Annotated in this window: 7 protein-coding genes; 4 read left to right on the top strand and 3 right to left on the bottom strand. The window is 50.2% G+C overall.

The features are described from left to right. The 3 genes from Q0231_RS08070 to Q0231_RS08060 form a co-directional block, all read left to right on the top strand. A partial coding sequence (locus Q0231_RS08070) for a cytochrome c (RefSeq protein ID WP_299346999.1) occupies positions 1–466 on the top strand: 466 nt, incomplete at its 5' end. A 10-nt stretch (positions 467–476) separates the two neighbouring features. Next, a complete protein-coding gene (locus Q0231_RS08065) occupies positions 477–1,208 on the top strand; it encodes a DsbA family protein (protein WP_299346998.1) in 732 nt (243 codons plus the stop codon). 87 nt (positions 1,209–1,295) lie between these two features. After that, a complete protein-coding gene (locus tag Q0231_RS08060; protein ID WP_299346995.1) occupies positions 1,296–2,384 on the top strand; it encodes an acyltransferase in 1,089 nt (362 codons plus the stop codon). A gap of 18 nt (positions 2,385–2,402) precedes the next feature. Here the strand turns inward: Q0231_RS08060 and Q0231_RS08055 are convergent, their stop codons facing one another. Then, positions 2,403–4,949, bottom strand: coding sequence for an FtsX-like permease family protein (locus tag Q0231_RS08055; RefSeq protein WP_299346994.1), 2,547 nt, complete (start codon positions 4,947–4,949; stop codon positions 2,403–2,405). Continuing rightward, entirely contained in the window at positions 4,949–5,656 is a 708-nt protein-coding gene (locus Q0231_RS08050; RefSeq protein ID WP_299346992.1) for an ABC transporter ATP-binding protein, read from the bottom strand. The genes Q0231_RS08055 and Q0231_RS08050 overlap by 1 nt, the downstream gene beginning before the upstream one ends. A gap of 253 nt (positions 5,657–5,909) precedes the next feature. Here Q0231_RS08050 and Q0231_RS08045 point away from each other — a divergent pair, with 253 nt between their 5' ends. After that, positions 5,910–6,446, top strand: coding sequence for a hypothetical protein (locus Q0231_RS08045; RefSeq protein ID WP_299346990.1), 537 nt, complete (start codon positions 5,910–5,912; stop codon positions 6,444–6,446). Positions 6,447–6,556: 110 nt separating this feature from the next. Here the strand turns inward: Q0231_RS08045 and Q0231_RS08040 are convergent, their stop codons facing one another. Beyond that, the gene (locus Q0231_RS08040) at positions 6,557–6,994 is read right to left on the bottom strand and encodes an Lrp/AsnC family transcriptional regulator (protein WP_269392651.1); all 438 of its coding nucleotides are present in this window, start codon (positions 6,992–6,994) and stop codon (positions 6,557–6,559) included. Positions 6,995–7,256: the final 262 nt, after the last annotated feature.

Raw genomic sequence — 7,256 nt, 5'->3', positions numbered from 1 at the left:
ATCAATGGTCATTGGCGGCGTTAGTGCGGTTGGGCTAACAGCCATTTTGTGGGCGAGCATTGGCGTTTCCCAAAACGCTTCCCCTTTAGCATCCGTGATACCCTATGCGGACGAAAGCAGTGTGAGATTGGGCGAGGCCGTTTACAACGAGAATTGCGCGTCGTGTCACGGCGACGAGTTGCAAGGTGAGCCAAATTGGCAAACGCGCAAGGACACGGGACGACTGCCAGCGCCTCCGCACGATGAAACCGGGCACACTTGGCATCACCGTGACGAATTACTCATCGCCATAACCAAGTTTGGTCTTGCCAAACTCACCAACAATCCTGACTATCAAACCGATATGCCCATTTATGATGGGGTCCTGGAAGATCAAGAGATCCTGGCTGCACTCGCTTACATCAAATCAAAATGGCCCGCCGAAATTCAATTGCGACATGACGCAATGAATGAGCCATCGAAATAGGAAACGACCCATGTTTAAGACCAGCTTATCCTTCCTCTTTGCTGCCTTGTTTGCAGCGTTCTCGTCATTCGCGATCGCCGACCAAAACGATGATGCTCGTATCAAACAGTTGGCTTTGGAAGCCATACTTGAAAATCCAGAAATAATAGCCCAAGCAATTACCCTTTTGCGTGCCCAAGATGAGCAACGCCAAATGGAAAACGTTAAGTCAACGCTCGATCATTTCCGCAAGGAACTTGAAAACGATCCAAATGCGCCTGTGTTGGGTAATCCAGATGGGAGCATCGTCGTGGTGGAGTTCTTTGACTACAATTGCCCCTACTGCAAACAAGTCGCGCCAGATGTCCTTGAGCTAATCAATCACGACGCCGACATCAAGTTAGTGTACCGCGAGTGGCCGGTCTTGGGCGAAAACTCAGTATTTGCGGCACGAGCTGCATTGGCAGCAAGGGAACAAGGCAAGTATGAAGCCATGCACTGGGCGTTGATGAGCCTGCGCCAAGCAAATCCGCAAACAGTATTAGCGGCCGCTGCAGACTTAGATCTAGACCTAAAAAAACTGCAGCAAGACATGAAAAGTGAAGCAATAGACCAACACATTTCCCTTTCGATGCAGTTGGCAAATGCAATCGGTTTTTCTGGCACACCATCATTTGTCTTTGGCGATCAAATCGCGCCAGGCGCGATACCATTGGTCGAGATGCAAAAGTTGGTCGATATCGAAAGGCAGCGACGCCAATGAGCGAGTTCAAAAGCGCAACCAAGTAACAGCACCAAGGAAACTCGTCGTTTTGCACTTTATTCAGCGGAACAGATACGGATCGATATTATGGCTAAAACTATCGAATACTATATGGACGGGCGCAATAATAACTACAATCTGTTGCGGTTTTTGGCGGCGCTCAGCGTCGTGTGGAGCCACGCTGCGATTGTTGTTGGCGGCAATGACGCTATTGAACCGCTTTCTGTGGAACTTGGATATACGTTGGGCAGTTTGGCGGTGAATGTTTTCTTTGTCATAAGCGGCTTCCTTATGGCTCAAAGCTATGTGCGATCGAATAGCATTTGGAAGTATGCTGCAGCAAGAATATTGCGCCTGTTGCCAGGGCTATTTGTTGCCGCGCTGCTTTCTGCTTTTGTGTTTGGCCCAGTTTTCACCCAGTTGAGTTTTTTGGAGTATTTCGCAAAGCTGCAAACTTGGCTGTATGTGCCAATTACGGGTTCCCTAGTTGATGATAATCAGCTCTTGCCGGGCGTATTTGACAACTTGCCTGCCGCAGGTGAGATCAATACCCCACTTTGGACACTAAGATGGGAGGCCGCAGCGTACATTGGCGTGGCCTTTCTGGGCCTTTTCGGCATATTGGCAGATAAGAAGAAATTTGCAGCCGTTCTGGGCGCTTTCTTTATTGCATATTTTCTGATTTCGGTTGCTACTGATTTGCGAGACGATTTCGCACCCTTTGATCACATGCTGCGTTTTGGTTTGTGCTATTTGGTTGGCGCAACTGGGTATATCTACCGAGACAAGTTGCCTTTGAATCTGCCGGTAGTCTTTGCGCTGTGCCTTATAACATTTGCCTTAAGTAAAACCGACGCGTATCAGTTCGCGCTTATTGTATCTCTTGGATACGGCACAATCTGGGCCGCATATGTCCCTTCTGGAACCATTCGAATGTTCAATAATTGGGGTGATTTTTCTTATGGCATTTACATCTATGGATTTACTGTAAAACAGATGGCGATTTCTGTGTTGCCTTGGCTTAGCGCACCTTCGCTGTTTCTAATTGCCACTCCAATAACAATCGCACTTGCCGCCGCATCATACTACTTTGTTGAAAAACCAGCCTTAAGCTGGAGACATGATTTTGCCGACAGAATGCAAGCATGGTTTGGGCAGAACACTTTGAGAAAATAAGCGTTTCTGCATTGCAAATTAAAGATCTCGCAGGAATCTAGCGGGACGCGCTGACGCGGCACGAAGGATTGTCGTGCCTCCGAGCAACGCAGTTGTGACGATCGCCAAAAGCAATACAATTGCGAGAACGTAAAAGTCCAAAGTGAAATCGACGTCCAGCATCAAAAGACTAACGATCCAACCTAGCCCCACACCAATTCCAGTTGCTGGCAGCGCGGCAATGGCGGCAAGTATCAAATATTGCACGAGGGCAGTGATGATAAGCGTGCCCCGCGTGGCGCCAAGCACCCTGGTGATCAAAGTGTCTGTTTCGCGCTGTCGTCGGCCTGTGGCCAAGCTGCCTATCAAGACAAGCAAGCCATTGCCAACAGCCAGCCCCCCAACAAGCGATGCAGCAATTGAGATTTGGCTCAATGCGCCTGTTATCTGCTCAAGTGTGTCACCAATGGCGATGAAGCGGACGTCGCGCAAAGCTGCAGCGAGTGCGCGCTCAACAGCATTTTCCTGACCTGGCGCTGCTGTGACCGCTGCAAACAGGGTTGTTGGATATTGTTCAACGACGCCGGGAGAAAATGTTACAAGAAAGTCGATACCGCCTTGCCAAGAGTAATCGCGAAAACTGGCGACTTTGACGGTTAGCAGCTCGCCAAAAAATGAAAATGTTAGGGTGTCACCAATGTCGACGCCCAACCCTGAACGCAGGTTTTGGTGCAGGGAAACAAGTCCGGGCCCTTGGTAATCTTGTGGCCACCACTCACCTGCAACCACCTTTGATGATGCGGGCAGTTGGGGGCGAGCGGTTACGGGCACTTCACCTGAAAGCAGAAATCCAGCCTCTGGGCCGCGCGTGCGCACATCTGTTGCAGCCACACCGTTGATTTCAACAAGCGCACTGCGCAACATTGGCGTGGAGCTGAGCAACGTAATGCCGTTGGCTGGCCCAACCATTTCTTCGAGGATTTCGACTTCATCCGGAAATAGATCCGCCGCTACCAATGTTGGCACGTCAAATGCGGAGGCCCCCAAAAACTCTTGCCTCAAGTTGCCTTGCAATACCATCACAAGAATTAGCATTGCCATTGCCATGCCGACTGAAACCACAACAGCGGAGGCATTAGACCCGGCCCCAAGTATGGCCCTTAATGCTTGACGCAGGATTTTTGTTGGCGGCTCGGGCAGTTTCAACAGAATAAAACGAACAAGCCATACAAAGAGTTGCAGCGCAATTGCGGACAAGACGCTTGCAGCTCCAAATGCTGCCACCAAAACCAAATCACCTGTCATGGCAAAGGCCAGACCGACGAATGCAACAATTGAGATCACAATCAGCGATATCTGCCAAGGGCTTGCAAGCGCACCCCAATTGACAGGAAGAGCTGACAACCCTTTTGCGCGGAACAAAAGCACCGGACGCACGGCTTGCGCTTGTTGCAATGGAATGTAGGAGAATGCGAAGGCTGTGAGGAAACCACTTCCGGCGGCCACCAATGCTGGCTGCACTTGAGTGGTGGGGACAAGTTTTACACCAATGGCTTCGCCGACGAACGGCAGAAGCACAACTGCAGAGCCCAACCCAACGGCCAAACCTATGGCAACACCAACGCTTGCCAACATGGTTACTTGCGAAAAAAAATGGACAAATATGCGCGATCGTTTGGCGCCCATACTGCGCATAACAGCAATCATGCTTGAACGTTCAGCAATGTAGGCTTGCATGCTGGTCCAAACACTGACGCCACCGATCAACAAGGACCCGAGCCCGACGATCACCAGAAACCGCATGAATTGATCGTAATATCTCACCATCGCGCCCAAACCGTCGCGCGCAGTGCGCACGGTCCAACCTGAGCTGGCGAAGATGCGATCAAGGTTAGCTTTTGCGTCGTTACGGTCATGATCAACTAGGAGCAATTTATAGCGAAACCAATTGCCCAACCCCGGCAATGGAGATGAGCGATCAGATATGGTTTTCAGCCCTGCGGTGCTAATTAGTGTGGTTAGGCCCAGTCTATAGCCTCGCACCGGCCCATCAGGCAGTTGCAGCAGCTGTCCGCGCGCCTGAAAATCCGTGCCACCAAGCCTGAAAGTGTCGCCCACTTTCAAATCAAGCTGGTCCAGCATAAGGGGGTCGACCAACGCACCAAAAACGCCGTCTCGTTCTGACAAAAACTCAAAAACAGATGCTTTGCTTGGCAATGGCTGACCAACAACCTGTCCAAGCAGCGGATATGTTTCACCAACGGCCATCAAATCCACAAATGCATCACGCGCCCCTGCTTGGGCGCGCACATTTGTGTCCATTACGGTCGAAATGGCCCCATAGCCGTTCAATAATTGCAGTTCTTCGTTGGTTGCCCACCGGTCAGCGCGCGAGAGTTCAAGATCTCCGCCCATCAGCTTGGCGGCATCCAAATCGACCGCTCGGGTGATGCTAGCCCCCACAAAACTGACACCGGCAATCAATGCCGTCCCGACGGCAAGGCAAACCACGAGCAGTATAAATCGGCGCAAGTCGCCGCGCATATCCAACAGACCAGTTCGAATGGCAGCGCGAATAGCGGTCATTAGTGTGCATCCAAGGTTTCGGACAATTCGCCTGCGGTCATTGTGACCACCCTATCCGCGCGCGCCGCTAAGGCCGGGTCGTGCGTGACCAAAACAACCGATGTGCCGCGTTTTCGCGCAAGGTCGAATAGTAACTCAATGACCAATTCGCCGGTTTTCTGATCAAGGTTTCCGGTCGGCTCGTCCGCCAGCAACAATGGCGGATTGGCCACCATTGCTCGCGCCAACCCGACACGTTGTTGTTCGCCCCCCGATAGAGCCGTTGGACGATGGTCAAGTCGAGATTCTAGCCCAACAGAAGCAAGGGCCTGAGTTGCCAATTTATGAACTTCGGATAATGAGAGTTCAGGCGAGGCAATTTCGAGGGCCAGTCCGACATTATCAAGGGTCGACAATGAAGGTATGAGATGAAAGCTCTGGAAAACAATGCCAAGCGTATTGCGCCGAAAGCGGGCGAGTTCATCTTCGCTCATCCCAGTAAGATCTTCGCCATTTACAATCACTTGCCCTGAAGTTGCTTGCTCTAGCCCGGCCAGCAACATCAAAAGAGAAGTCTTGCCACTTCCCGATGGGCCAACAATGGCCACAACCTCGGCAGGTTCGACTTGTAAGGACACATTCCGCAGGATTTGCAATTTGCCGGAGGCTATCTCCAAACTGTAATTCACATCTGCGACATTGATAATTGGGGCGCCTGAACTATTCACTTGATCCGGCTCCATAAAACACGATTCACTTAAACCCCTTCGATGCTACCCGATGTTTTTGGGAAGCGAAAATAAATTTGGACATACGTTTAATGCAAATTAATGCGTCTTTCGCCGCTGTTGTCCATCATTCTTCAAAGTTTTTCGTATTTAATCTTCACGAAGTTGTAGAATTCGTGTTTTTTATTCAAAGGCAGTCGGCTTTGCTGTTTAATATACGCAAATATGTGCAACGTCTGTCTCTTGTGAATGTATGGACCAACGAATCGTGATGAAAATATCCAAGTCCTTTTTAGTTGTATTGACCTTTTGTTTGACTGTTGTTGGGGCAACCGCTGCGCAGTCAGGCAGTAGAGAACAAACTTTGCTCAATTCCTATGTCGGCAACTGGCGCGGCGAAAGCATATTGGTGGGAAGCGACAAACCCGATCCGTTCCGCTGTCGGCTTTCCGTGACAGAAGGCAAAGACGCAAAAATCAACTATTCAGGTCGTTGCACCTTGATCACGACAACTCTTTCCGTCAACGGCACCATTGCCTATGTCGAAGAGAACCGGCGCTATGAAGGTGCCATGAGTACAAATGTTGGATTTACAGGTTTGGCCGTTGGTATCCAACGGGGCGATACCATCAGCTTCAACTTGAAAGAGAAAAAGAAGGACCGCAGCGGAAGCGATGTGCGAATTGGCGCAAGGCTTGTGCTCGAGGGGGGAACGATCGTCGTGTATTTTGAAGTCGAGTTCAACGATTCTGGCAATGTAATGACGGCCGATGTCCCCTTTGCAAGATAAGCCTTCAATATCTATAGGACACGATGGTTTGATCAGTGGCGCACGGGCGGTGAACCATTTGCTGCTTATTCAATGCCAAGATCTGTGCGCCTTTTAAAGAACGCCCAAGCTTAGACCGCAGCCAACAATAAATTTGTTTCCGAATTTAAGATCCCATCAATCATGCGCACTTTGCGCAAGACGCTGTCGAATTCGGACAATGATCCGGCGCGAATGTCGGCGATGAGGTCCCAATTGCCATTGGTGGAGTGAATCGAACTCACTTGAGGCAGACCCCGCAGTTTGCGCACGATTTCAGCTGTGGATTTGCCAGCAATTTCGATCATCATAACCGCACGCACCTGATCGTTGTCATAGTCTTCGCGTACCCGCACGGTGAAGCCGAGCAAGGTGCCGGACGCCATCAGACGGTCAAGACGGTTTTGCACGGTGCCCCGCGAAACTTTGAGCACTTCCGCCAGTTTGGCCAAGGACGCGCGCCCATCGGATCGCAAAAGGGAAACCAGTTCATGGTCCAGTGAATCAAGGATGAATTTGTCGCTTTGCACAAACACCTGCCATTTTTACATATTGGTCTGACGTTTTTTATAGTTTTATGCGAAATTTTGCAAGCTTTTGCCATTTTCTTTGAAATTTTCACACGCTAGAATTGGTCTTTACCAATTCTGACAACCTATGGGTTGCAACATCAGGGCCATAAATCAATGAAGTTTGACCCCAATTCGCTAAATATTGTGCCGTTCGTAAGTGTGGATCACATGATGAAAATCGTGTTGCAGATCGGCGTAGAGAATATGCTTAAGGGCATCG

It is taken from the genome of uncultured Maritalea sp., from assembly GCF_937139385.1.
Taxonomy (GTDB): Bacteria; Pseudomonadota; Alphaproteobacteria; order Rhizobiales; family Devosiaceae; genus Maritalea; species Maritalea porphyrae_A.
The sequence above is the reverse complement of the archived record's forward strand: the minus strand, read 5'-3'. Positions and strand labels throughout refer to the sequence as shown.

What these genes read in the sequence shown, in the direction of transcription:
- Q0231_RS08060 (WP_299346995.1), top strand. Translation starts at nt 1,296, where the DNA reads ATGGCTAAAACTATCGAATACTATATGGACGGGCGCAATAATAACTAC.
- Q0231_RS08065 (WP_299346998.1), top strand. Translation starts at nt 477, where the DNA reads ATGTTTAAGACCAGCTTATCCTTCCTCTTTGCTGCCTTGTTTGCAGCG.
- Q0231_RS08055 (WP_299346994.1), bottom strand. Translation starts at nt 4,949, where the DNA reads ATGACCGCTATTCGCGCTGCCATTCGAACTGGTCTGTTGGATATGCGC.
- Q0231_RS08045 (WP_299346990.1), top strand. Translation starts at nt 5,910, where the DNA reads ATGGACCAACGAATCGTGATGAAAATATCCAAGTCCTTTTTAGTTGTA.